Source organism: Winogradskyella sp. 266wxhm (assembly GCF_058964685.1).
The window spans coordinates 1,654,539-1,681,122 of record NZ_CM179559.1 but is presented as its reverse complement, the minus strand read 5'-3'; the positions used below and the strand labels follow the sequence as shown (position 1 = coordinate 1,681,122).

At 33.1% G+C, this 26,584-nt stretch carries 22 protein-coding genes; 2 read left to right on the top strand and 20 right to left on the bottom strand.

Features of this window, described 5'->3' with window-relative positions; translation table 11 throughout:
• Positions 1 to 637: 637 nt before the first annotated feature.
• The 10 genes from AC2H4K_RS07220 to AC2H4K_RS07175 all read right to left on the bottom strand — a co-directional run bounded on the left by AC2H4K_RS07220 (position 638) and on the right by AC2H4K_RS07175 (position 8,360).
• The gene (locus tag AC2H4K_RS07220; RefSeq protein WP_281140809.1) at positions 638 to 1,198 is read right to left on the bottom strand and encodes a metallophosphoesterase family protein; all 561 of its coding nucleotides are present in this window, start codon (positions 1,196 to 1,198) and stop codon (positions 638 to 640) included.
• 124 nt (positions 1,199 to 1,322) lie between these two features.
• Positions 1,323 to 1,640, bottom strand: a complete 318-nt coding sequence (locus AC2H4K_RS07215) for a hypothetical protein (protein WP_281140810.1) — start codon at positions 1,638 to 1,640, stop codon at positions 1,323 to 1,325.
• Between the two features lie 16 nt (positions 1,641 to 1,656).
• The gene (locus AC2H4K_RS07210; RefSeq protein WP_281140811.1) at positions 1,657 to 2,184 is read right to left on the bottom strand and encodes a tetratricopeptide repeat protein; all 528 of its coding nucleotides are present in this window, start codon (positions 2,182 to 2,184) and stop codon (positions 1,657 to 1,659) included.
• Positions 2,185 to 2,241: 57 nt separating this feature from the next.
• On the bottom strand, positions 2,242 to 2,877 hold the full coding sequence (gene prfH / locus AC2H4K_RS07205) for a peptide chain release factor H (RefSeq protein ID WP_281140812.1): 636 nt from the start codon (positions 2,875 to 2,877) through the stop codon (positions 2,242 to 2,244).
• Between the two features lie 68 nt (positions 2,878 to 2,945).
• On the bottom strand, positions 2,946 to 4,337 hold the full coding sequence (locus AC2H4K_RS07200) for an RtcB family protein (RefSeq protein WP_281140813.1): 1,392 nt from the start codon (positions 4,335 to 4,337) through the stop codon (positions 2,946 to 2,948).
• Positions 4,322 to 5,011 carry a hypothetical protein gene (locus AC2H4K_RS07195; protein WP_281140814.1) on the bottom strand — a complete coding sequence of 230 codons (690 nt, stop codon included), beginning with the start codon at positions 5,009 to 5,011 and terminating at the stop codon, positions 4,322 to 4,324. Before AC2H4K_RS07195 ends, AC2H4K_RS07200 begins: the two co-directional genes overlap by 16 nt.
• Before the next feature lie 696 nt (positions 5,012 to 5,707).
• On the bottom strand, positions 5,708 to 6,004 hold the full coding sequence (locus tag AC2H4K_RS07190; protein WP_281140815.1) for a S26 family signal peptidase: 297 nt from the start codon (positions 6,002 to 6,004) through the stop codon (positions 5,708 to 5,710).
• Positions 6,005 to 6,110: 106 nt separating this feature from the next.
• The gene (locus AC2H4K_RS07185; RefSeq protein WP_281140816.1) at positions 6,111 to 7,175 is read right to left on the bottom strand and encodes a nucleotidyltransferase domain-containing protein; all 1,065 of its coding nucleotides are present in this window, start codon (positions 7,173 to 7,175) and stop codon (positions 6,111 to 6,113) included.
• A complete protein-coding gene (locus AC2H4K_RS07180) occupies positions 7,172 to 7,924 on the bottom strand; it encodes a nucleotidyltransferase domain-containing protein (RefSeq protein ID WP_281140817.1) in 753 nt (250 codons plus the stop codon). Before AC2H4K_RS07180 ends, AC2H4K_RS07185 begins: the two co-directional genes overlap by 4 nt.
• Entirely contained in the window at positions 7,914 to 8,360 is a 447-nt protein-coding gene (locus tag AC2H4K_RS07175; RefSeq protein WP_281140818.1) for a hypothetical protein, read from the bottom strand. Before AC2H4K_RS07175 ends, AC2H4K_RS07180 begins: the two co-directional genes overlap by 11 nt.
• A gap of 102 nt (positions 8,361 to 8,462) precedes the next feature.
• Here AC2H4K_RS07175 and AC2H4K_RS07170 point away from each other — a divergent pair, with 102 nt between their 5' ends.
• On the top strand, positions 8,463 to 9,473 hold the full coding sequence (locus AC2H4K_RS07170; RefSeq protein ID WP_281140819.1) for a helix-turn-helix transcriptional regulator: 1,011 nt from the start codon (positions 8,463 to 8,465) through the stop codon (positions 9,471 to 9,473).
• On the opposite strand, the gene AC2H4K_RS07165 is transcribed toward AC2H4K_RS07170, so the two are convergent.
• The 9 genes from AC2H4K_RS07165 to AC2H4K_RS07125 all read right to left on the bottom strand — a co-directional run bounded on the left by AC2H4K_RS07165 (position 9,452) and on the right by AC2H4K_RS07125 (position 22,226).
• Positions 9,452 to 10,363, bottom strand: coding sequence for an ABC transporter ATP-binding protein (locus AC2H4K_RS07165; RefSeq protein ID WP_281140820.1), 912 nt, complete (start codon positions 10,361 to 10,363; stop codon positions 9,452 to 9,454). The two genes, AC2H4K_RS07170 and AC2H4K_RS07165, sit on opposite strands and share 22 nt — an antisense overlap.
• A 70-nt stretch (positions 10,364 to 10,433) precedes the next feature.
• Positions 10,434 to 12,887, bottom strand: coding sequence for an FG-GAP-like repeat-containing protein (locus AC2H4K_RS07160; RefSeq protein ID WP_281140821.1), 2,454 nt, complete (start codon positions 12,885 to 12,887; stop codon positions 10,434 to 10,436).
• Between the two features lie 13 nt (positions 12,888 to 12,900).
• Entirely contained in the window at positions 12,901 to 14,253 is a 1,353-nt protein-coding gene (locus tag AC2H4K_RS07155) for an Ig-like domain-containing protein (protein WP_281140822.1), read from the bottom strand.
• Positions 14,254 to 14,360: 107 nt separating this feature from the next.
• A complete protein-coding gene (locus AC2H4K_RS07150) occupies positions 14,361 to 16,430 on the bottom strand; it encodes an HAD family hydrolase (protein WP_281140823.1) in 2,070 nt (689 codons plus the stop codon).
• Between the two features lie 33 nt (positions 16,431 to 16,463).
• A complete protein-coding gene (locus AC2H4K_RS07145; protein WP_281140824.1) occupies positions 16,464 to 18,632 on the bottom strand; it encodes a prolyl oligopeptidase family serine peptidase in 2,169 nt (722 codons plus the stop codon).
• Between the two features lie 198 nt (positions 18,633 to 18,830).
• Positions 18,831 to 19,820 carry an aspartate-semialdehyde dehydrogenase gene (locus tag AC2H4K_RS07140; protein WP_281140825.1) on the bottom strand — a complete coding sequence of 330 codons (990 nt, stop codon included), beginning with the start codon at positions 19,818 to 19,820 and terminating at the stop codon, positions 18,831 to 18,833.
• Between the two features lie 183 nt (positions 19,821 to 20,003).
• Positions 20,004 to 20,405, bottom strand: a complete 402-nt coding sequence (gene mscL, locus AC2H4K_RS07135) for a large-conductance mechanosensitive channel protein MscL (RefSeq protein ID WP_281140826.1) — start codon at positions 20,403 to 20,405, stop codon at positions 20,004 to 20,006.
• Between the two features lie 71 nt (positions 20,406 to 20,476).
• Entirely contained in the window at positions 20,477 to 21,586 is a 1,110-nt protein-coding gene (gene alr / locus AC2H4K_RS07130) for an alanine racemase (RefSeq protein ID WP_281140827.1), read from the bottom strand.
• Complete coding sequence (locus AC2H4K_RS07125; protein WP_281140828.1) at positions 21,573 to 22,226, bottom strand: thymidine kinase; 654 nt, start codon at positions 22,224 to 22,226, stop codon at positions 21,573 to 21,575. The genes alr and AC2H4K_RS07125 overlap by 14 nt, the downstream gene beginning before the upstream one ends.
• A gap of 172 nt (positions 22,227 to 22,398) precedes the next feature.
• Here AC2H4K_RS07125 and AC2H4K_RS07120 point away from each other — a divergent pair, with 172 nt between their 5' ends.
• Positions 22,399 to 23,145, top strand: a complete 747-nt coding sequence (locus AC2H4K_RS07120; RefSeq protein ID WP_281140829.1) for a DUF8457 domain-containing protein — start codon at positions 22,399 to 22,401, stop codon at positions 23,143 to 23,145.
• 8 nt (positions 23,146 to 23,153) lie between these two features.
• Here the strand turns inward: AC2H4K_RS07120 and AC2H4K_RS07115 are convergent, their stop codons facing one another.
• Positions 23,154 to 26,567: a DUF7933 domain-containing protein gene (locus AC2H4K_RS07115; RefSeq protein ID WP_281140830.1), complete on the bottom strand. Its 3,414-nt coding sequence runs from the start codon at positions 26,565 to 26,567 to the stop codon at positions 23,154 to 23,156.
• Positions 26,568 to 26,584: the final 17 nt, after the last annotated feature.

Genomic DNA, 26,584 nt, shown 5'->3' with positions numbered 1-26,584 from the left:
CCAGAGACTTATTTGAATACTATGTTGTAAATAATTTGTCATTTGTTTTTTAATTGTTTTGACGGTGCAAATATGAAATGCATTTTTGAATTACGCAAGAAAAAAATCAATTTAATTTATTGATAATCAATACTTTATGTTGTTTTTAAGCAATAGGATTCCTGTCTGCATTTCTGCAGATTCTTAACATGTTTACAAAAGACTGTCTCTCAATTGCTTCACTGTTTTTTACCTTTATTTTACTTTTTTACTGTTTCAAAATATTTTTCAAAAAAATTATGTTCAGATCCCAATTTTATGGGGATGAGCTCAGCTTACACTCTCGAATTCACTTAAAAAGCGCTTCAAAAATGAGTTTTACTCAAAAAAAACGTCCAACTTTTTGGGTTGGACGCTTCATATTATGGTTTTAATAGTATTTAAATCATATTCAACACTTAAAAATAGACACAAAACATCCTTTTAGGGTACTCAGTAAAATTACTGCCCATCTATAATCTCCACATTCATTAAAGCGAGACATCGGTTGTTTATGTATTTGTTTTGTAATCATTTCTTGTTTAATGTGTTGCAAATATATCATTATTTATTTAGCAAAATAAATCCTTTAAAACGCACTCTTTTTGCTTAGTTAAAATTATTTAAATGGCGGTTCCCAAGTTTTTTTACTCATAATGTCCTTGACTTCTTGATAAGTAATTGGGTAGAAATCGTGACAATCTACACCAACATCAAAGCTGTTGCTGTTAGGATCGTCTGGTAAACTACCATGAGAATGACCGTAAAGATGCCAAGTACCTCTAAAACTAGAGCGCCAAACACGCATTGCATAATGCAATAGCATAATCTTTTGTTTTCCGTTTGGTGCACCTTCGTCGTTGATATTGAGTTCAAAATAGTCTTTAATCCATTCAAAACGGTTTGGATTTGCTAAAGCAGCTCCTTCATGATTCCCTCGAATAAGGAAAATTTTACCGTTCAGTTGATCTAGGATTTCTCGCATTCGTTCTGCTTTACATAGTCCAAAATCGCCTAAGTGATAAACTTTATCATGTTTATTGATTCTGCTATTCCAACGTTTTATAAGTTCTTGGTCCATTTCCTCAACCGTTTCAAACGGTCGGTTGGTGAACTTTATAATATTGGTGTGACCAAAATGATGGTCTGATGTAAAAAATATGTTTTCTGTGTTATTCATGTTTTCTATTTCTGCTATGGCAGAAACCTCGTTAATTTAAACCCGCAAGTTTGGATGTTGAAAGAACACTTCGACTATGCTCAGTATAACTATACAATATTTTCAAACTTACAGGTTGTTATGGTTATTGATGAGATTCATACATTTTGTCTCTTCTGTCTATTTCGCCTAAAGGACTTCCTTTAAAGGTTGAAATGTTAATGAACCCGTTTTCTTTTGTAATTAAAGAGTCTTTCTCTTTAACGGCTCCTATAGATTTGTTTCCGTAATCTCCAGTTAATTTTTTGGTTGCCGGATCTACATCTCCCCAAAGTTTATGTGGTTTGCCATTATCTATAGGTTCAATAAAATAGGTGATTCCCGTAATTTTACTGCTTACAATGAATCGACCTGTTTTATCTGTTCCTGTTAGGAATCGTTTTAATAATTCTTGTCGTCTCATAACAGTTTCTTTTATGTTATTTGTTTTTCTTTTTTTGTTTGTCTTTCTTCTTCTTTTTGGAAGTTTTTTTCGGCATTTTATCCTTTATTCGCGACTTTGTTTCGTTTAAGTCATACATAAAACTACCGTTGTAGGTAAAGCGTTTAGCTAATTTTAAACTTTTTAAAGCGTCTTTGTATTTTGTTTGCTGTTCAAAAAGAATTGCTTTTTTATAATGCAATACCGCTTTATCCGAACCTTTAACGGTTAGTCCAAATTCTATGAAACGCTCAGCTTCTTCATAATCTTCGTTCCATAATAATACATTTATGTAATGAGGATAAATGTGAAAAGCGTTTACGTTTTCGGCTAATGCTTCGTCATAAAATGCTTTAGCTTTATCATAATCTTTTAAAGTTTCTGCATATATACGTCCCATTAAACACAAGGCCACAGTGTTTTTTTCATCATAAGACAAAGCATAGTTTAATGCTTCTATGGCTTCTTCCAATTCGTAAGGATAAGCGTCTAATGCCTTAAATATATAGTTATTTGCTAGTGTCATTATTCTAATTGTTTGCGTAAATCAGTCTTTAGCTGATGTCGTTTTGATTTATACGTTTTATTCTTTTTTTTGAACCTTAAAGTCTGAGCCTGTAAATACTTTTACAGGATTACCACGTTCTAGTTGTAGATGGTTTTCCCATTGATGTTTTACAGTATCTTTTAAAGTTTGTAACTGCATTTCGGCAACTTTATCTTGTAAGCGCTGTTTTGCAATTTTTTTATTTTGATGCTGCGATCTTCTGTCCATCACAAGAACTTGAATGTTGCTTGGTTGATGAATGGCTCGTATTGCAGAGCTTACTTTGTTAACGTGCTGCCCACCTGGACCAGAACTTCTAGTGGCTTGATATACAATATCTTTTTCATCGAGTTGAAATTCTTGATTTTCTTCAATCTCATAAAGACCAACAAACCAGTTTTTTCGTTTATGTTGAGGTCTAAAAGATGATATACCAATCCACTGAATTGTACCTATCCAAGGTTTTAAAAATTGCTCTAGGGCTTTGCCTTCTATTTGAACCGTTACCGATTGTAACGTGCGGTTTTCTACACCTTGTTCTTTTTGAAGAATGGTATATGCTAGTTGCCCTTCTTTTAAAGTTCTTATAAATATTTTCAGTACCTGAGCCACAACCCAGCAGCATTCTGCTGGGCCACGACCTGAGGTGATTTGTATGGTTTTAGTTTCCATTTGCCCATCCTAACCTTCCCAAAGGGAAGGCATTTAAATTTTTGTTTCTTTTAATTTCGATCTTGTTATCATTTGTCCATTCTCACAATTTTTGGTGTGAACTTTCCAATGATTTCAACTAATTCTTGTTGGTTTTTCATTACGGTTTCAATGTTTTTGTATGCCATTGGCGCTTCGTCAATACCACCACCAATTAGTGAAACATCATGCATTTGTAGTTCCTTTTTAATGGCGCTTTGCGTTAATGTTGTTTTACATTGGCGTCTAGACAATACGCGTCCAGCTCCGTGAGATGCCGACTGTAAACTTTCTGTATTACCTAATCCTCTTACTACAAATCCAGGTGCTGTCATAGAACCAGGAATAATACCCAACTCTCCTTTTTTTGCTGGTGTTGCTCCTTTTCTGTGTACAATACATTCTTCACCGTTTACCTCTTGCTTCCAAGCAAAATTGTGGTGATTATCAATTTTTGCTATTGGTTTTTCTCCTAAGAGTTTAGCTATGCGTTTATGTATATCGTCATGACAGGCTTTGGCATAATCACCAGCTAAATTCATAGCTAACCAATATTCTTGACCATCATGAGTGTTTAAATCTAGCCAAGCTAAATGTTGTACGTGTTTTGGTAAAGGACATTGCTTTGTTGCTAAATATGTATAGTGTTTGGCAATGTTTGCTCCCAATCCACGTGAGCCACTGTGTGATAAAACTCCTAAATAATCACCTATTGGTAAATCCCATTCATTATTGACATCTAAGATGCTAATGACTCCAAATTCTACAAAGTGATTTCCGCCACCAGACGTGCCTAATTGCTTGTAAGCTTTATCTTTTAATCGCTTTACTAACGGTATGGTGTTAAACTCGTCACGTTCAAAGATTGGATCGTCATGTTTTACTTTATGCGTTTCGTACATGCCGAATTTGGTATGCTCTGACAAGATGTTTTCCAATTGATGCTTTTTACCTTTTAAGTAAGAAGCCTTAACAGGATAAATTGTTAAACACATTCTGCAACCAATATCTACACCGACTCCATAAGGAATTACCGCATTTTTTGTAGCTAACACACCACCTATTGGTAATCCATAGCCGACATGTGCATCTGGCATTAAAGCACCAGCTACAGAAATTGGCAGTTTTAAAGCATCAAATAATTGATACTTGGCTTGGTCGTCAATTTCATTTTCGCCATAAATCTGAAAAGGTGCGCGATGTGTGTTTAGTTTTTGTTTTGTCACATTTACTGGGTCTAATAGACTTTCTGCTATTTTTCCCCAAACACCATCACCTTTATAAGCTTCAGGATTTAGTAATACTTTTTTTGCTTCAGTTAATATTTTCTCTTTTTTTATTCGTTTTTGATAGCGATTAATCTGACCTAAAGTCACATTAATACTGTTATTTTTTGGAAATCCTAATTTGATTAGATCTTTTCCGCTTAGTTTCTTTCCCATGATATATTATCTTTTATCAGGTCTTCTAAATCATAGTTTTTAAGCTGATTTAGAAGTTGCTTTGTTTTTAATTTTTCTTGCTTATCATCTCTTAAATTCCAATTATCCTTATAGGGATAAAAAGCTTCATTGATATTATAATAGCCAGGACGCAGCAATTGCTTTTCGATATAATTTAGCTCACTTATTAAGTTTGGATCTATGCGTTTTCTATGTGTTATATAGGCTCTTGCATATCTTATTTTGTATGCTCCTTTCGGGATTCTTATATAAAACCTTACGCGTAGTTTTTTACACTCATTTCTGTATTGATATGAGGTGCATAAACTTTGAGCCTTATAACTCAACTTGTTAAACTGCTTTTTGCTTAGCGTTGGAAATCCTTTATAGATAAAATGCCTTGAGGTTTGATTATGCCATTTCTTTTCGGCTTCTTTTTTAGTTCTTCCCCAATAATACTTTTCAATTTTATCATAGATTTCTAATATTGCAGCCTTATTTTTATACCGCTCTACTTTTCTTGTTATTACAATTTCTTTGTACCATCCATGACGAATAGGTTTTTCTAATTCTATGTAACCAAGTTCCCTTATTAACAAGTAAATTTCCCATGTTCTGTTAATAAGATGCCTGACTTCTTTTTGTCTTTTTTCTTTTATATGTGGTGGTTTCACAGCTTTTATAATTTTGATTATGAATTATTTTAGCCGATTTCAATACCCACAGTTTTATGTTTACCGAAATCTGTTTAGAGGTTTCGGATGTGTTTAGTTCTCATTTTTTTTGTATTTCAATTTTAGTTTTCTTCGGAAATTTTTTAGTCTGAACAACTCTGAATTGAAGGCATAAAAAAAGTCCGAAACGTTTGGGCTTCGGACTCTTTATATGATAAAAACATAGATATCTATTTATCTGGAAAGATGTCACGAAGCGTGTAAGCTAAAGAACCTAGTTCTCCTGTCATACTTTTGTCTGTTTTAATGTGAAACATTTTACTTCGTTTAATAATTGTTTTGTTGCAAAACTGCGATGCAAATATAAAGTTGAATTTTCTAAACAACCAAATAAAATTTCAAATTAATTTACTGATAATCAAATAGTTAATTTGGTTTTAGGCAAGAAAAAGCCTGTCCGAATCACTTCAGATAGTTAAGTCCTTGAAGGCCTGTTATGTAGTTAATCAACACACGATTTTTAGGCATTGAAAAATTTTGATAAAAAAAGCGTCCAAATTATTTATTTGGACGCTTTTACTAGATTTTATACTGTTTACCTAATCTACAAATACCAAAAAAGGCACAATGTTGCGTCCGAATTATGTGATTTAAATAGATTCATATAGGTGTTTTTAATTTTTTAATCATTAATGTCTATGACATTGGCAGTATTTCTACTACTTTTCCATAAACATGTTTTGTCCATCCGTTAATTCTACCATGATTGTTACCAATCAATAATCCTCGTTTGTCATTCTTCCCTTTAACTAGGTGCGTAAAGCAGTTTCCACGAACTTTACAATAAACGATATCACCAACTTCACAATCTTCCCAACTTGCAGGAACTAGTCTTACAGGTTGCTTAGACTTTAAAAGTGGCAACATAGAATTACCAGGTTCTTTTGAAATAATGGATTCTCCATTACTTAATTTCTGAATTTTCCAATTCATAATTTTAATCTTATAAGTTATGTAGCGCACTATTGCTCCTACATATCCCAAAAAATTTTCAAAAGAAACGTTTCAATGAACTGGTGCAAATATTGGTAAAATATTCTCAAACTTCAAAATTACTATTGTAAAATTTGTTTCTGACACTTAATAATAAATCATTGATAACTCTAAGATTTGGTTTTTCTTGAAGTGTTGAATTCTCAAATATAATATCTAGCTCTTCTCGCATTATTTCCGCTTTTGCGACCAACTCATCATATTCAAATTCTGCGTTTTTAATGGATAATAAATAGTCTCTATCTAGACGCTCAACATTAATTTCTCCAGACTCTCCAATTTCTTTTGCCATGTGTAATAACCTAAATGTATGCATCATGTTTTTAGCATCATAATTTTTATCATGAGAGATGTTGTTTTTGTAACGTTCTTCATTGCGTTTGTCTACCCAAGACCAATACTCTTTGTACTTTTTGCAATAGGTAGAATAACCATCTAAATTAAAATACAACATAGCTAAGGGCAACTCCTCTTTAGGTATAGAGCTTAAGCACACCTCATTTGCGTTAGGTCTAGCTACACCTTTATAACTTAAAGATTCATTATAAAATAGATTATAACAATCCTTCATTTTTGAAATTTTGGCTAGTCCACAATAGTGACTTTTTAAACCATTTTCATTTAAAAACTGTTTCAGTGGAATTGATTTTTTGCCATCTAACACCAAACAGAAGTCTTCAACAGATTTGCGTTCTTTCTCAACAGGGTTCACAATTTTTTTGTTCAGACCTCGTGCCTTTTTTATTTGTGTAAATGCATAATTGGCAAAGGTGTTTTTACATAGCTTTGATAAAAACAATTCTGTTTTTATGGTATCAAAAATAGGGTGCTTGTACAGCACACAACGCTCTGGCACATTGAGAAGCTCTAATATGTTTGGGTTGTTTTTAGAACATAACTCAATGAACTTTCGCAATTCGTAATAAACGATATCATTAGTTTCATTGTTTACCTGACCGACATAGTCTAAAGAGTAGAATTGCTCTTTAGGAAGAATGAACACTCCTCTAATATCGGTATCTGATGTAGGTGTGTCCAATCCATAAGCTCTACTGCCACTTATGCACTCAAAAATAATATGTTCAGAGGCTTTTAATTCTTCTAAAGTCATGATTTTAAAGTTTTTAAAAACAAATGGTTAAAATCAGATGGATTAGGTTTTTTATTTGCCAATTGATTTTTCACACTATTATTTTCGTTTACAATAGCTTTAACCAGATGTATTAATTCTGATTCTACAGGATCGTTGCTTTTTTCGATACGTTTACTCTTCAAATCTATTAATTCATCTAGTTTTGAATGGTAGGTTGAATCTATTAAAGTATACATTTCCTTAAATAATACTGGAGGTATACTTTCATTCTTATAGATCCAATTGGCACAAAGTGCTGTACGTATCGCATAAAAGAAACTCTTTAAAGTCATTTTTTCTGAACCTAGCGTTTCTTCAAAATTTTTGTTCATACTATGAAAATGATAAAACCCAGAAACAGGATTAAAGTTCTCATTTGCTAATTGTCTCATGTCATTCAAGAAATCATAATCTGCCTTATACACAATTGGTGAAAACAACCACCCTGTAAAAGAAGCATTTGATTTAGCTAGTAGTCGGAGTGCTTTTCTAACATCCCAACCCGAACCATCTAATAAATCATTGTCAGCCATAAATTGTATGGAATCTTTTTGGTCCCAAAGGTTAAGATACCAATCTTTTTTATGCTTGTAAACAAAGCGTATATCGTAATCAGAGTCTGGTGAGGCAAAACCCCAAGCTCTACTTCCAGATTCTACTGCAAATAGGATTTCTATGTTTTTGTCTCGCTCTATTTCGGAGAGCTTGTTTAGTATTTTAGTTTTCATAAGTTCTTGTACTTTTTAATTCTGATTTAGGGTCATACTTTCTGCATGAAACAACATTTTGTATAGCATATTCTTTGTTATTAACATCGATTGCTATAATTTTTAAATAGATAGTATTAAGTAACCGTTTGTCTACATTGAGATTATTGCAAGACGCTATAATTTTCACAGATTTAAAAAAATTACCGTCAACATCTTTTCCTTTTAGTTTGTCAAATAATATTTGAGAATAACACGATATTCTGTAATAAAACTCCTCTTCTTTAGGGGAAATATTCTTGTTTATTAAGTCAATTTCAACTTCGTTAACTTTTTTATTGATCATCAATGTATATATCTTTCCAATTCCCCAATAACCATTCACATCATTATTGCGACTTATGAATGAGTTTAATATCCCGTTCAAAATATTTTTAATGTTTGATTTTCTACTCATTTCTTAGGGTTGATTTAATATTTGAAACAAAGCTCATAATCTATTACGCAATAGTTTTGCGTATAAAATATTTTATTCTAAATTCAAAGAAAATTTCAAAACATGCCCATTAATAAAAATGCATTAATCCGATATAAAACCATAGACAAATGTCTTCAGAACAACTACAAACAATGGACACTTAATGATTTGATAGAGGCTTGTTCGGATGCGCTTTATGAATATGAAGGAAAAGATATAGATGTCAGCAAACGTACTGTTCAGCTCGATATACAAATGATGCGAAGCGATAAACTAGGTTACAATGCGCCAATTGTGGTTTATGATAGAAAGTATTACAAATATGAAGACCCAGACTATAGTATTGTAAATATACCTGTAACAGACAAGGATGTTAAGGTGATGAACGAAGCCATACAAGTGCTCCGACAGTTTAAAGACTTCTCATTATTTAAAGAAATGGACGGTGTTTTACAGCGTTTGGAAGATTCTGTATATGCGTCTCAAAAGAATAATAGAGCTATCATTCATTTAGACAAAAATGAACAGCTAAAAGGCTTAGAATTTATAGATGTCATTTACGAAGCTATCCAAAATAAAAAGGTGATTGATGTGGCTTATCAATCCTTTTCTGCGAGAAGTTCAAGTATAATGAAAGTGCATCCTCAGTTATTAAAGGAGTTTAATAATCGTTGGTTTTTATTAGCGACAAACAAAGGGAAATTCATCACGTTAGCTTTGGATAGAATTGTGACTATAGATATTGATAACCGTTTAGAATACCAAGATTTGCAAGTTGATGGTGATACGTATTACAAAGATGTTGTTGGTGTTACAGTATCGAACTCTAAACCACTGCGTATCAAATTTTGGGTAGATAAAAAGAATGCTCCTTATGTGATTACTAAACCATTTCATACCTCACAGCGAATTATTGAAACTAGGGAAGATGGTACTATTTTTAACATTCTTGTTCAGCACAATTTTGAATTAGAGCGTCTCATTTTAGGTTTTGGGGATAGTATTGAAGTTTTAAAACCTAAAAAACTAAGAGACCGAATTTTGAGAAAATTACATCAATCGGTTAAGAACTATTCCGAAATTGATAAGTAAACTTTGAGATCTTTTTCTATTGAGTTTTCATGTTCAAAAAATAACTTTTTGCCATTTAAATCAGCTTCGATCAAATAGTGATTACCTTTAAAATAACTGGTGATAACAGTTGCCTCTAAATCTGAATTTTCAACAATTTTTAATTGATGCGCATAAACAATCTGCTCGTTAATTATATTAAATTCACTAAAAAAGGAAGCAATTAATGGTGTTTTTGGGTTTTTGTATAACTGCTCTGGTTGCCCTTGCTCTAAAATGTGTTTATTTTCTAGAACAATCATAGTATCGGCAAATCCTAATACATCTTCTTTATCGTGTGTGGCTACTATGCAAGCAACGTTTTTGTCTTTTAAATATTTAAAAACGTTGCGGCGTAAACTTTGTTTTTTAAAATTATCGATGTGGCTAAACGGTTCATCCAATAAAATAATTTCAGGCTGTTTGGCTAGTGCTCTGGCCAAAGCAACGCGTTGTTTTTGTCCACCAGATAAGGTTTTAACTTTTACGTTGGCAAAGGCTTCAAGTTCTAGAACTTTTAAAAGTTCGTTGGTGCGGTTTTTGCTTTCTTCGGGTTGAAATCTAGAGAGGTGTTTTGATATGTTTTCCGCAACAGTTATGTAAGGCATTAAATCGAATTCTTGATGCACATATTTCATAAATTCGTAACCGACAACTAAGTTATATTTAGGACCTAAAATTTCTGTGTCTTTCCAAAAAATTTGTCCTTCGCTTAAATCAAATTCGCCATAAATAAGATTTAAGAGCGTACTTTTTCCTGAACCACTTTCGCCAATAATAGAAAGGTTTTCACCTGCCTTAATTTTAAAAGAAATATCTTTTAAAACAGGTGTTTTTTTATAAGAAAATGTAAGGTTTTGTACGTTTAGCATAGGTGCAAAAATAGCATAAAAAAACCGCTCAAAGTAAATTGAGCGGCTTCTTCATAAAGTAGATTGATTATTATTTTTTTATAAACTTTCGCTTTGCGATTTTTCCATCAGATTCTAGTCTTAAAAAGTAAACTCCACTTGTTAAGCTAGAGACATCAATACTAGTTGAATCTAGTTTTAGATTAAGAACACGTTTTCCGTTGATATCAAAAATTGTAGCAATTTTATTAATAACATTACCTGAGGTTTGAATTTGTAATTCATCTTCTACAGGGTTTGGGTAGATGGACATATCAAGAAGTTCTTCGTCTTCAATACTCAGTGTTTCACCTTCTTGAATGTTGTGAGTTGTATTTATGCTAGGGTTAGCAATAACATCTACAATACCTGAAGGCCAATAAATTTTAATTTCGTTAATAGTTGTTTCTGTACCTAATCCAAAATGAGTGGTTAACGAACTCATAAATTCAAAACCTTCACCACTTCTAACATCTCTGATTTGAGTGCCTGCATTTGTGGTTATTTCTACTCTAGCACCGATACCATTTCTATTACTATAATTTGCTGTTTGATGAGCCATTCCAATAGTGTTAATTTTCACCCAATTATTACTATTACCTTGATTGTAATAAATTGTACCGTTGTAGTAAAGGTCTATAAAGCCATCATTATTTAGATCTCCAAAAGACCCATTTTTATAGTTTATCTGAGAATCGTCAGCATCTTCAAATGTCATATCTCCATTGCCATACATAATAGATCCATTACTTATAATGTCTAAATAGCCGTCATTATCAATATCGTAAGTTGAGCTTTCCCAACCAGTAGGTGCTGAAATGCCTGCACCAGAAGTAACATCAGTAAATGTATAGCTGCCACCCAAACCGTTGTTTTTCATAAGCTTGTGAGAACCAGAACTAGCACCAACAAAAACATCCATGTCACCATCATTATCAAAATCACCCCAAGCAGAAGACCAAGTTTGCATAGGATCATTTAAGCCTAATGCAGTAGCATTTTCTGTATAGGTATAATCACCATTATTTGTAAGCATCATATTTGTTCGTCTTGCAGGTTCACCACCACACTTTGCAATAAACAAGTCAATATTTCTATCATTATTATAATCTATCCAAATTGAGCCATAGTCACCACCAGAAGGATAGTTACCTAAAGAATATGGTGCGCCAGCATCATCTGATTGATAAAAATTAAAATTACCTGTGCCATCGTTAATAAAATATACATTTGGCTCTACATCATGACAAACAAAAGCATCTAAATTACCATCGTTGTTGATGTCTACAAAATTGGAACGTTGTGAAAACACATAGCTAGTGGTGGATTGTTTAGTAAAACTATTTCCGTCATCACTAGCTTTCATAAATGTAACACCACTTCCTGCACCATATAATAAATCTGTTTTACCGTTGGCATCAAAATCTGCTGCAGCCATACTCCAACCTGGTAAGTAATCTGCATATGGCGTGGTAATATTTATATTAGCAAAAGATCCATCAGGATTCTGTTTTCTTATATTAATATTGGTGCTTGAGACTCCTACAATGTCATCGAGAAAGTCACCATCCATATCTACAACCGTTAAGTCATAAGTTCCACTTACACTGATAGGTTGTTGTATAAAATTGATTCTAGGCACATGTGGAGTTGAGAAATTAACCGGACCTACCCAATTGCTATGGTCGCCACCATTACAATTTGCTCTAACATAGATTTCGTAGTCTGTACTAGAGTTTAGTCCAGAGATTATATAAGGATCATTATCAGATGTGTTTTCACCATTTGAAGTAGGTATACCAGATCCTTGATCTTGAACAATTACTTCCCAAGATGTTTCATTAGAACCTGGAGTCCAATAAATATATGCAGAGTCAAAACTTATATTTGAAACCGATAAGTCACTAATATTGGGACAAGCTGGTGGTATTCCTGAAAACAGTACTGGAGAGGTAAAACAAAACCCATAACCAAAAGACCCATTGTCTTTGTAATAAATTCTATATTTAAAATTAGATAATTGATTAGGTGTAAATGAAGTAATATTAAGATCTGCAATATCCAAAGTTTCATAAGGCCCATTACAGTAATTTGAAGTTGGGGACGAAGGCGTGCTGTTATCATAGGTGTTTCCCCAAGACAACCATTGAGATGTGTCTGCGTCCCAATATTCTATATCAATGGTTTCAGTTTGATAGATTCTGAATACATAGCTAGTATTTAAAAATATTGAAAATTCACCAGCATTATAAGCTGCCGTTAAATCTATTATAGGAGATTCAGCCGCAATATCATTATCGGAATTATTACCAGCATCATCATCATCAAAAGAGAAAGTTCCTGCAGTATTACTTAAATTAGTTGGGTCACTATATAAAAAAGATATATCATATGTACCTGTTAAGGTCCAATTATCATTTGGCCAATTCGCAGGCTGATTTAAAACTTGAGATTTGCCCCAAAAAAAGGAAAATGCAAAAAAGAGTAGAAGCGTAATTTTTTTCATTTTAGTTAGTTTTTTAGTTACAATGGTCTGTTAGAGAATTTATCCATGCTCTAATAAGGTTTATGCCCTCTGCATGATTAATTGTTCTACCCAGTAATGGCATTCTTGCTGATTCTGATGTTGTAGATATTCTATAGTAGAGCATAGAATTATCTGAATCACCAGGCATAACAATTTTTGAATTTGGTATTAAAGGAGTGTCAGGGTCAACACAGACACCTAAGTTATAAGGGTCATAGGTGTCTTGGTAAGCAAATCGCATTGGTCTGTAATCGCAATGCCCACCATCTGTATGGCAGTGTGCGCAATTAATATCTAAATAAGATCGGGCTCTAGACTCTAAAGAATTACTATCATCGTCCCAGTTTACAACAGTATCTATATCTGCAGGTAAGTTGTTTTCTAAGTAGCCAACTTCTATTAATTTAGATAGCTGATTAGAAATACCGTCAGAAAAAGCATAATCTTTATTAAGATTTTGAGGCTTAACACCTATAGGTTTTTCAGCAGTATCTTGATGATGACAAGTGAAACATTCAGCTCTAGAAGGGATGCGGTAATTCGTATTTAATGTGTTTCCATCTTCGGTCCAAGTCATATTGATAAAACCACCATCTTCAGAATAATATGCCTCGGTTTGCTCATCATTCCACACGTATTGTGCAAAATCCCAACCATCGGTTTTTCTGTACATAAGACGTGTTTCAATAATATAAGTAGAATTACTAGGTGCAGTGTTTTCGTAGAAGAAGCTTTTAATTATAACAGTTCCTACTGGGAAATTTAAATTAGAATAGTCATCAACATAGCTGGCTTTGACTCCGTTGGGCATCCAGATAAAACGTTTTTTGTGAGCGTAATCTGTAAAAAGAGGAGTAATAGTTTCGTATGGTAAAACACCAAATGTTGGACTTAAATCTTTGAGGTCACCTTCAAAAAAGTTATACTCAGATAAGGTATTGAAAGGTGTTTCTCCAGTAAACATAGTCACTTCAGAAAGTGTTGTAATTGTAATTGAAATACTTTCTGTTTCACAATTATTATTGTTATCACACACAGTGTATTGAAGCTCTTCAGTTCCTACGACATTAGGATTAGTAGTGTATATAATACTTTGAGTATTTAAGGGAGATGAGGTATTGTTGATAGTTACTGTTCCGCTTTGAGGTGTAGAAATTGTCAATTGCCCATCTTCAGGTATGTTAGAATCGTTAGCAAAAATGAAAATTTCAATTTGAGAATTTTGAGATAGGGAAACAGAATCGGGTTGTGTTTCTATACTAACAGGAGTAATACTACTGTCATCTGATCCACAAGAAAACAGAATACAACAAACCAATAAATTTAGCAGGTAATTTTTTTTCATAAATGTTGTTAAGTGTAACCTTTAATAAGACAATTAAGTTCTTAAAAGTCCTACCAAAATTTAAAAAATTAAGCTAAATCTACTGTTTTTTTAGACAAATAGAGTTTTTATTTGAATATATTGTATTTCAAGAGGAAAAAGCGATTCAAAAACTTAAACCTCAAATACTTGTTGAATCCAAAATATAGATACACTAAAAACATCGGGATAAGTATGGCCAAAAGCTTATTTTTCTTGTAAAGAACAGGCTTTATTTTAACCAAGTACCTAAAGTATTTTTCAGGTGTCATTAAGAAGCTTACTAGCTCCCTTATAGGGTTCTTTATTTTAGGCGGTTTATAAGAAATGCCCACTTTGTTGTGTCCTACATTTTGATAGAAGCCTTTACTTAAAGTTTCTAGAAACTTTAATTTTCTGTTGGTTTGAAATAGTCCAATTCTAAGTGCAAGTTTTGATATAACTTCTTGCATCATATCTTGATCATAACAGATGTGTTCTAAACGCTCTAATAATGATTTATGTAAAGAGAACATCTCATCTTGATGACTACTTATGTGATTTTCATAAAGCCATTTTTCCTCTGGCTGATGGAATTCTAAGGTAAAGTTTTCAGCATCTAAGCTATAGTCTAATGTGCTGCCATGGTCTGCAGCAGAAAATTGTTCGTAGAGTTGCTGGTTGGCCATTAGTATAGCATCAGAGTAGTCTGTATATGGCATTACAGACGAGATAAGGCCATAACGTTTTGTTTTAGGTTGAATATCATAAATCTCTCCAAGCCCTAAATAATATCCAGTTACGGGTATTTCATGATTAAAAAACTCATAAATAGCCTCTTGCATTGTTCCGCCCCAACCGATGTCCACAAGTGATATTCCTTCATTTTCTATATCTGCATTAAAAGATTGAATATAGGCTTTAAATGCATTATGGCTCTCGACTCTGTGTTGGTCATAATAATTCTTAAACAACTCATTTTTCTTAACATCTGAGAAAACGGGAGAATCAAAAAAACCTTCTATAATACTGTCACCTTCAATATTAAGCTCTATAAAGATTTGTTTTCTGAGGGATTCCGGACAATTTACAGCAACCAAGAAATCATCTAGTGATAGATTTTTATACTTTTTAGAAAGGAATACGAAAGGTTCTTCATCAATTTCTTTTAATGACATCTGAAGTGCAGCGTGTCTAGAAATTTTTAAATAGTGAGTTTTTATTTTTTTGCCCTCATCAATTTTCGCATAATCCTGATAAGAGTCAAAAAGCTTTTTGAGGTATTGCCCTTCTCTAGACAAAAAGAAAAGATTTTTTAGATTCTTTTTATGGGCTACCTCGTAAATTCTTTCAATAAAAACATGATAAAAAATAATGTATTCGGTATAGGGAATAGCACTTTTTTTGTGACAAGTTTTATAGATGTTATTTAAGACTTTTTTTAATGACTTTTTATCATTACCAAAATTATTACGCTTATTTCTCTTTAGATATTTTTTATGAGGCAGATTATAGGCGTTAAGTCCATTCTTTTTAGCGTTTATGTAATCACTGCTTTCATTATCACCAATCATTATAGCCTCATTAGGGTTGATTGATAATTCTGACATTATAGGTTGGTAAATAGTACCTTTATGCTTACTTTTTTCTAATTCTGCTGAGCTATAAATACCGTCAAATAAATCAAAAATACCATGATGTTTTAATAATTTTTCGAAAAGCGTTTTGGAACCATAGAAATCTGAAATTAAATATATTTTTCCTCCGTTAGATTTAAAATATTTTAATGTATTAACAACAGCTTCGTTTAGATATTGAACACTTGATTCTGCCCTTACATCTACACTTTCAAAAAGATTGATGAAATCATCCTTTTCATCTAATGTTATTATTTCTTCATTAATTAAGCGTTTGCTTATTTCGTTCTGAAGTGTTTTATAAGGAATTTCTACATCCTCTTTTTTTAGCTTTTTTATTAGATATCTTGTGGATTCTTGACGAATAAAATAAAGTTCATCTATAGATATGGAGAGACCAAGCTCTCTAATCATAAGCTTTGCCCAAATTCTTTGTACATAATTTGGGTGTACATGCCTGTGTACAATAGTATCGTAATAATCCGTAAAAAGAAATTTTATATTCTTTTCCTTGAGTTGTCTATGTAATTGGTTAAGTGACAAATAAGATAATTTGGTTAATAGCTAATTTGAGGGTTATCCTTTCACTTTTTCTTTTGTTCTATTTGGTAACACATCAAAATCCATATTGTATAATGTAAAACCAAATATATCTGCATATTGTTCAATAGTTTTACTTACAGGAGTTCCAGCTCCGTGTCCAGCATCTGTTTCAATTCGTATCAACACAGGGTTATCTCCTGCTTGTTTTTCTTGTAACTCAGCAGCAAACTTAAAACTATGAGCAGGCACAACACGATCATCATGATCTCCTGTTGTGACTAACGTTGCAGGATATTCTACACCTTCTTTCACGTTGTGTACAGGTGAATAGCCTTTAAGATATTCAAACATTTCTTTACTGTCTTCAGCAGTACCATAATCATAAGCCCAACCTGCACCAGCAGTAAATGTATGGTAACGCAACATGTCTAAAACTCCAACAGCAGGTAATGCCACTTTCATTAAATCTGGACGCTGAGTCATTGTAGCTCCAACTAAAAGACCTCCGTTTGAGCCACCTCTTATGGCCAAATAATCTGATGAGGTATATTTATTATCTATAAGATATTCTGCTGCAGCAATGAAGTCATCAAACACATTTTGCTTTTTTTGTTGTGTTCCAGCATCGTGCCATGCTTTTCCATATTCCCCACCTCCACGTAAGTTAGGAACAGCATAAACACCACCTTGTTCCATCCAAACAGCATTTGCAATGCTAAAGCTAGGTGTTAAAGACACATTAAAACCTCCGTAACCGTATAAAATAGTTGGATTTTTTCCATTCAATTCTATACCTTTTTTATGAGTAATAATCATCGGAACTTTAGTCCCATCTTTAGAGGTGTAGAATATTTGTTTACTCTCGTAGTTGGAAGGATTGAAATCTATACTAGGTTTACGGTACAATTCGGAAGTTCCGTTTTCTATATCATATTTATAAATACTTCCTGGAGTTACATAGTTGGTAAATGAATAGTAAAGCTCATTTTCTTCCTTTTTAGCTCCAAAACCACCAGCACTACCAACACCTGGTAATTCTACTTCTCTAACTAATTTGCCTTCGTAATCGTATTGTAAAACTTTTGAAACAGCATCTACCATATATTCAGCAAAGAAATATCCACCACCTGTAGATGGACTCAATACGTTTTCAGTTTCTGGAATAAAATCCACCCAGTTTTCAGGTTTTGGGTTTGAAGCGTCAACTGTAACAATCTTTTGATTAGGAGCATTAAAATTAGTCATGATGTAGAGTTTAGAACCTACATTCTCTATGATATTGGAATCTGAATCCGTATGACCTAAAATTTCAATGAAAGGAGCATTGTCTTTGGTTAAATCTTTAATATATAGTTTATTGCCAGAAGTTGAAATTCTAGGAGTAATAACTAAGTAGCGATCATCTTCTGTAACACCACCATAGATATAGCGATGCTTTTCTTCTGGTATTCCTCCGTAGATAAGTTGATCTTCAGATTGTTTTGTACCTAATTTGTGATAATATACTTTATGTTGATCTGTTTTTGCAGAAAGTTCACTTCCTTCAGGTTTATCATAGCTTGAGTAGTAAAACCCTTCGTTTTTGTACCACGACATACCACTGAATTTTATATCTACCAAAGTATCTTCAATTATCGCTTTGGTTTCGGTATCCATTATCAAGATTTTTCTCCAATCACTTCCACCTTCAGATATTGAATACGCTAAGGTTTTACCATCTTTAGAAAAACTAGTCCCACCTAGAGAAATAGTACCATCTTCTTTAAATGTATTTGGATCTAAGAAAACTTCTGCTGTACTAGGGTCTTCACCAGTTTTGTATCTATAGATAACGTATTGATTTTGCAATCCGTCATTTTTATAGTAATAAGTATAGTCACCTTCCTTAAATGGAGAACCTATTTTTTCATAGTTCCAAAGTGACGTGAGGCGATCTTTTAATTCTTTTCTGTAAGGGATATGGTCTAAATAACCAAAAGTAACTTCATTTTCGGCTTTTACCCAAGCTTCGGTATCCGCACTTCGGTCATCTTCTAACCAACGGTAAGGGTCTTTTACAGTTTCACCAAAATAGGTATTTACAGTATCTACTTTTTTTGTTTCAGGATAATCTACAGATATAATTTGCTTCACTTTTTCAGTTTCGTTTTTACATGAAATAAAAATACTTAGTAATGTAGCAAATAGAATAAGTTTTTTCATAATTAGTCATTTTGAAATATAACATCGTTAATCTCAAAGATAAGTATTAATCTATATCGATTATCATCAACAACCCTTAAACATTAAGCATTATCGAGATTCCGAATATATATACAAAACAACTAGGTGGTGAAATAATTAGTTGAAATACATAAAATTAAGGCTGTTTTGAGAGAAAATACAGCGCTTATGTAATTTTTAAACTAAAGAATTCTTAACTAAGTATTCTGCTATTTGAACAGTATTGGTTGCGGCTCCTTTTCTAAGGTTATCACTAACCACCCACAAATTAAGTGAATTTGGTTGTGAACCATCTCGACGTATACGGCCAACAAAAACATCATCCTTACCGTTAGCATACATTGGCATAGGGTAAGTGTTTGTTTCTAAATTATCTTGAACGGTTACACCATCAGTTTCCTCAAGCAATCTTCTAACTTCTGCTAGGTCGAAATCATTTTCAAACTCAACATTCACCGCTTCACTATGGCCGCCCGCAGTAGGTATTCTAACCGCAGTCGCAGTAACAGCTATAGTATTATCGCTCAGAATTTTTTGAGTTTCTCTAACCAATTTCATTTCTTCTTTGGTATAGCCATTTTCTTCAAAAACATCACAATGTGGAATGGCATTTTTATGAATAGGATAGTGGTAAGCCATATCACCTTCTTTACCTAAGATTTCATTTTCCATTTGTTCTACAGCTTTTACACCAGTACCAGAAACCGATTGATAGGTTGAAACCACAATACGTTTTATTTTATATTTTTTATGAAGTGGAGCTAAAGCCATAACCATTTGTATGGTTGAGCAGTTAGGATTAGCGATAATTTTATCTTCTTTAGTAAGCTGATTGGCATTAATTTCTGGAACTACCAGTTTTTTTGAAAGATCCATTCTCCAAGCTGAAGAATTATCAATAACTGTTGTACCTACTTCGGCAAATTTTGGAGCCCATTCTAAAGATGTGCTACCACCAGCCGAAAATAGAGCTATATCTGGACGCTTTTCAATAGCAGTTGGAATGCTAATAACTTCGACATCGTTACCTTTGTAAGACATTTTTTTTCCTACGGAACGTTCTGAAGCTACTAATAATAATTCATCAATTGGGAAATTGCGCTCTTCTAATACTTTAAGCATTACATTTCCTACTAAACCTGTTGCGCCTACAACTGCTACTTTCATTTTTGTGATTTAAGTTAAATTCTAAGTCAAAATTACATAAAAAAAAGACCTTAGTTTTAAATAATTTAGGTCTTTTAACAACAAATAACAAAATGTTATTTATTTAACTATTGAAAAGAAAAACCTAGACTTTCATCTAGGTTTGGTTAAAAATATGTAGTGTAGCGGTGTCGCTATACGTGTTTATTTTTTTAGAGAGTCTCTAATTTCGATAAGTAAATCAATTTCAGAAGGTCCTTTTGGTGCTTCTGGAGCAGGCTCTTCTTTCTTCTTCATTTTGTTAACACCTTTTACAACCATAAACATTACAAATGCTACAATTATAAAATCAATAACGTTGGTTAAAAATGTACCATATTCTAACCATACTTCTCCTACCATTTCTCCAGCGTCATTCATAGTACCATCTTCTAATTTAAGTCTTAAGTCTTTAAAGTCAGAATTAAATATTAATCCGATTAATGGCGAAACAATACCGCCTGTAAATGAAGAAACCACTTCTTTAAAAGCAGCACCCATTACAAAACCTACAGCAATGTCTACAAGGTTGCCCTTCATTGCAAATTCCTTGAATTCTTTTAACATAATTTAGTGTTTAATAGTTAGTGTTAATGAGACACTAAGTTAAATAAAAAAGTCACAAAGCACAGAAAAAGTTATTCATATATAAATTCACGTTTTACACGCTGAGATATAGCAGTTAAAATTTCATAAGAAATAGTACCAGCAGATTCTGCGATTTCATTAGCTCTGTGTGTGCCATCAAATATTACAACTTCATCACCTTCTTTACAATCAATGTCAGTGACGTTTACCATAATCATGTCCATACAAACGTTACCAATAATGTAGGCTTTTTGATTATTGATATAAACAAATCCTTTTTTCTTACCATAAACTCTTGTAATACCATCTGCATGACCAATCGGTATTGTAGCAGTTTTTTCAAATCCATTAGAGATATAAGCCCTATTATAGCCAACAGATTCTCCTTTTTCTATGTTATGAATTTGAGAAATCACGGATTTTAAACTCGCTATAGGTTTTAGGTTTTGGTCTTCTTTTACTGAATTTCCAAATCCGTATAGCCCAATACCGCTTCTTACCATATCAAAATGGGCATTTTTATAATTGATTATACCCGATGTGTTACACATATGAACCCAAGGTTTATAACCTATTTGGGTTTTAAAATTATCGATTATTGAGTTGAACCTTTGTATTTGTTGATTGGTAAAATCGGCTTCTTTAAGATCTTCGCTGGCTGCTAAGTGTGAAAAAATGGATTTTACCTTTACCGCAGAAGTTTCTTTTAATCTTGGAACAATAAAATCTACATCGCTTTCCCAAAATCCTAAGCGATTTAAACCTGTATTGAATTTTATATGTACAGGATAATCGGTTTGAGCATTTTCTTCTGTTACAGCAACAAACTCATTTAAAACTTTGGCGCTATATAAACTAGGTTCTAAACATCGCTCTATTATAGTTTTAAAGTTTATGGGCTGAGGATGCAACACCAAAATAGGTTTGGTAATTCCAGCATCCCTTAAAACAACACCTTCTTTAGTATAGGCTACGGCAAAATAATCTACATCCATTTTTTGGAGATGTTTGGCTATTTCAACAGAGTCACTTCCGTAAGCAAAAGCTTTTACAACAGCTAGAAACTTGATTCCTGGTTGTAATTTCGATTTTAAGTAATTGAAGTTATGAGTTAGTGCTCGTAAATCAATTTCAAGAACAGTTTCTCTAACTTTCGGCATTAGAATTTTTGTCTTTAGAGTTGATTTCTTCAGGGTCGTTAACTTTCATCTGTCTTACTTTGTCTCTCAACATACTTTTATAAAACGCAGCTCTACTCAAAGGTTCGTATTCTTCAACTTCACCGAGTAGAACTAGATCGTCACTTTTAGATTTTCTATAGCTGTATTGTGCCAAATTACCTGTTTTAGTACAGATGGCGTGTACTTTGGTAACATACTCTGCCGTTGCCATAAGGTAAGGCATTGGACCAAAAGGGTTACCTTTAAAATCCATATCTAAGCCAGCTACAATAACACGAATACCTTTGTTGGCCAAATCATTACAAACTCTAACAATTTCATCATCAAAAAACTGAGCTTCATCAATACCAATAACATCACAACCATCGGCTAAAATAGGTATGTTGGCTGCTGCTGGCACAGGTGTAGAACGTATTTCGTTAGCATCATGAGACACAACCATTTCGTCATCGTAGCGCACATCTACAGCAGGCTTAAAAATTTCAACTTTTTGTCTTGCAAATTTGGCGCGCTTTAATCTGCGAATGAGCTCTTCGGTCTTACCAGAGAACATCGATCCACAAATCACCTCAATCCAGCCAAATTGTTCTTTATGATTTACCGTATTTTCGAGAAACATTTTGTAATTTTAGCACTAAAACGTAGTGAATATTCGTTTGTATAAAGGTCAATCAAAAATATTAAAAATCAAAAGTAATTAGGACGAAACATCTGCTATTTATTTTTACACAGCAATAGGAATAGCTTTAAAGATGTTTCATGTGAACTTACTAATCAAAAAATAATACCACATGAAGAAGAAATTAGAATCAGAATTAGTTAGTATAGCGCACAGGATTCTAAAACTCAAAGGAAGAGAGGATGTAGATAGAATGCACGAAGAGGTTTCTAAGCTATACGAAAAACTTACCGTTTTAAAATTTGCGCACGAGAATTTTGAAGATGATAAACCAACCATAGGTAATGACTCTTCATTCTTTGATATGCTTGATACTGCTTTTAACAACAAGATTAGTGACAATATTGAAGTTGAAAACAGAACCTATATTAATCTAGATGAAGTTGAAGACGATGGTATTATGGAACCAGTTATGGACAAAATAAAAAATATGGTTGCCCATATGCCAGAGCATGTAGAGGAGGTTGATGAGGTTTTAGAAAATATAAAACCAATAGAAGAAAGTCATACCATAGAGTTTGAAAGCATCACTTCAGACTTTGCAAATATGCCAGAATTTGAGCCTTTGACTGATGCCAAAAAACGAGAAGAGGAAAACAAGCAAAAATCACTAAATGATAGACTAAAAGGTCAAAGCTTACAAATAGGTCTAAATGACAAACTTGCTTTTATTAAGCATTTGTTTGAAGGCAAAAATGAAGACTATGACCGTGTAATTTCTCAAATTAATACTACACATACATTAGGTGAGGCTCGTACGTTGATCTTAGAAATGGTAAAACCAGATTATAATAACTGGGATGGCAAAGAGGAGTACGAAGAGCGTTTTATAGAAATTATTGAAAGTAAATTTAATTAAACTTACTTTCAATAATTCAAGTACACATAACCGACTTTTGGCTCTGCAAAACCATCTATTTCTAAGACGTAGAAATAAGTTCCTACAGGTAATATTTTAGAGGTTTTAAGAACACCCATATTAGCGGTACCATCCCAAGTATTTATATAACCAGATGCTTCATAGATCTGAACTCCGTATCGGTTGTATATCTTAAGGACATTGTCTGGATAATCTTCAATACAAGGAATTACTAATACATCATTATCACCATCAATATTAGGAGAAACCCCTTGAGGTATAATTAAACAATTTGAAATATCTACTGATGCAGAATCTTCATCATTAAGGTCGTTTCTGTCTGGCTCATTAATACTATTTAAAATAGCAACATTCGTAAGGTTTGAAGAAGAAATAACTACAGCTGTTAATGTTAATGTTTCACTACTATTAGCATTTAGATAAGGAATATGCCATGTGTAACTAAGGTTATCAAATGTCCCAAAACTTACATCTGCAGAAACAAATTCATAACCTTGAGGAAGCATATCAATGATTTCTATTAATGTTGCAGCAGTTGTTCCCCAATTAGTTGCAGTTATTGTAAAGTTAACCTCTTCACCAAAAGAAACCATTTCTGGTTCTACGGTTTTCGAAATTCCAATATCGACATTAGAAGTATCTTCAATAACATTTAATGTAGCACTGGTTTGGGTAGTATCTATATTGTTCTGATTAGAGAAATTCTGAGAGTTGTTTAAATATGTCCCGATTTGGTCAGAGGTTACCATTACCGAGAACGTACAACTTTCTACACCAACCGGAAATATAAGATTTTCAACTCCAACAAAGTCGTCTCCAATGCCTCCAATAAAATCTGCGGTACATCCATTAGATAAAATCCAGTCAGGTGAACCAGAAAGTATAACTCCTAAAGGTAAGTTGTCAGTAAATGAAACATTATTTTGTGCAGGGTTGGAATTTGTATTGTAAATAGTAAATGTTAATTCACTCTCACTACCTTCAATAATTGTCTCAGGGGTAAAAGATTTCTCTAATCGAGGACCAATAACCTGAACACTGTTAATAGAGATATTTGTCTCAGGTGTAAGTTCTTCATTATTTGCAGGACTAGGTATAGCTTCAGCAATATTATTGAAAGCACCTCCAAAATTTGGGGCACTAACAGGTATATTTATAGTAACTGTAGAGCCAGCTTCCATAATTGGGATTATTCCTGAAATAAAATTTCCAGAAACACTAAAGCTTGATGAGCAAGTAGCATTTCCTGAAGTAACGGTACATGTTGGTGTGCCAGTAATTGTAAAAACAGAATTTAATGTATCTTCAAAAAGTACATCAACGGCATCAGAGCTAGTAACACTATTAGTAACATCTACAATCCAGTTGAAAGAATCATTTGTGTTCACGATACTAAATTCAGGATAAGTTTGAACCACGAGATCTACACAAGGTGCAAAAAAAGTGTTAACTGAAGCAATATTATTTCCTTGAGACGCATCTACAATATTGTCGTTTACATAATTAACACGAACAATATTAGTTCCTATAATTGGCTGGAAGGAACATTGCGGTTCCCAATTAACAGTTACAGTAAATGTAACAGAACTATTAGCCGCAAGTACCCAATTGTCCTCAGGTAATATTTCCCAAAAGGCATCAAAACTACCATCTTCAGTTATTCCATCGTGAGTTACACCAATATTGGCATTTTGAATATCAAAACAAGAAGCTGTTCCTGTAGTTCCAGTGCACTCAACGTTAATAAGAGTTCCAGAAATGGAAACATCACTACTAGATGGTACAGGCATGTGGTCTAAAACTTGTATTAATTCGTCTGTTTCACCAGAATTAGTTACGGTAATCTCATAGGTAATTTCACCCCATTCAGTTGTATTTGAGGTAGATCCGCCAATTGGTAGTTGTGGGCTTATTTGAGTTTTTGTGACTTGAAGATCTTGATCATCAATGTCGCAAGGTTCTTCAGCAGGTAATACTAAATCATTAAAGAAATAATTATTATCAAGGTTAATATCAACGGCTTGAGTTGGAAGAATTACGATTTGACTTTTTATTGAAGCATCAACCAAATGTGGCAAATGATTACATGGTGGCTCAACAAATACAACAATAGTTTCTATAGTTATCGTTGTATTAGGTTGAAGAGTAAACTCATTAGTAACCCATAGTTGACCATTATCTGATATGAAGAAGTCGTTACAATCTACTGGTCCTGTAGTTCCCAAACAATTTATTGAGATAATATCCCAGTCTACATTAGCAGAAAGGTTTTGAAGGAAAAACATCATAGGAACTTCAGAAGGTCCGTTGTTACAAACTGTAGTTTCAAAAGTAACTTGCTCACCATATTCTATATTCACTGTATCAACTGGGTCAATAATTGTAGTTTCAATACAGGCATCTGTTAATGGACACTGTTCTGGGTTTAATAAGTTAGTTTCTACTAAATTTGAGGTGTTTGAAGAAACATTATTATGGTTTAAATTAATTTCAATAAAACTATTAACACTCATAGGTGAGGGGTTTTCCGCACATGAATAATTTGAATATTGATATACCACCTCAAAAGAAACACTACCTCCAGAGGTTATCATAAAAGAACTGAGTATTGAGAAAATATTTGATGCAGTATCAGTGGTTGAGCCAGATACAGTGGCAAAAGAAGTGTTTAAGCTAGATAGTTCAGGACATAATGTACCGTTTGTACTTCCAATACATTCCAAAGATATAAAACTAGCAAATGGCATACCATTATCGGGCGATGAAGATAGCATTAGTTTGCCTTGTGTAATTCCTACAGGAAAATCAATGGTACTATTATTTGTTATGGTAAACTGATAAGTAACTTCATCTCCCCAGTTATCAATTGATGTTCCTGGTGTAGGTTGAGTTTGACTATGGGTCACGGAAATATCAATAACAACATCTAAAACATCTATAGAAATTATAGATTGGTTGTTGTCTGTATTTGTGTCTGTTGTGCCATCAGGAGTACTAACAATTCCATTAGCAGCAATACCACCCAAATTAGTTGGTGCTATTACCTCAACTAAAAGCTCAACGCTACCATTATTGGGCATAGAGGCAATTGTTGCTGTTAGTATATTTGAGTTTATGCCTATGTTTGAGAAGTCTGATGCACCTCCTGTATTATTTTGTGAACTAGTTGAAGTTATATCTAAATCGGCATCAAAACTTACCGAGATACTAGCGTCATTAACTGCGTTTCCAGAGTTTGAAACGGTGACTAAATACTGAAAATTTTGATAAATATTTATTTGAGATATAGCTGCACCACTTAGGTCTTGGGCTTCAATATTAATAGATAAGTCTGTGGTTTGGCTGTATGCTTGAGAACATATTAAAAAAATTAGAAGAAAGCGGAAAAGTTTTGAAATCATAAATAGATTTAACTAGT